This window comes from Achromobacter sp. 46006 (genome assembly GCF_059761975.1).
The window spans coordinates 1-255 of the sequence record NZ_JCBANN010000162.1 but is presented as its reverse complement, the minus strand read 5'-3'; the positions used below and the strand labels follow the sequence as shown (position 1 = coordinate 255).

The 255-nt window shown below is 70.6% G+C and carries 1 protein-coding gene; it reads left to right on the top strand.

Going from position 1 to position 255, the window contains the following annotated elements; all coding sequences use genetic code 11:
• Nucleotides 1-255: hypothetical protein (locus tag AC6LKG_RS26640; protein ID WP_498170015.1), on the top strand; the 255-nt coding region annotated here is incomplete at both ends.

Genomic DNA, 255 nt, shown 5'->3' with positions numbered 1-255 from the left:
TTGCCGCGACGGACAGCACGCTTGTCTTCCGGGTCGATCCGAATGGCGGCGATCATGACCGCCTGACGGTCACCACCGGGCTGAGCGGCGGCGGCAACCGCTTGCGGATCACCGAATTCGGCGACCGACCCGCCAGCGCCGCGCCCGTCGCGCGCGAAGACCTGTTGCTGAGCGCTCCGGCCTCCGCGCCGGCTGACCTGTTTCAACTGGAGCAGGCCTACACCAATGGCACGGCCGCCGACGCCGCGGACGGCA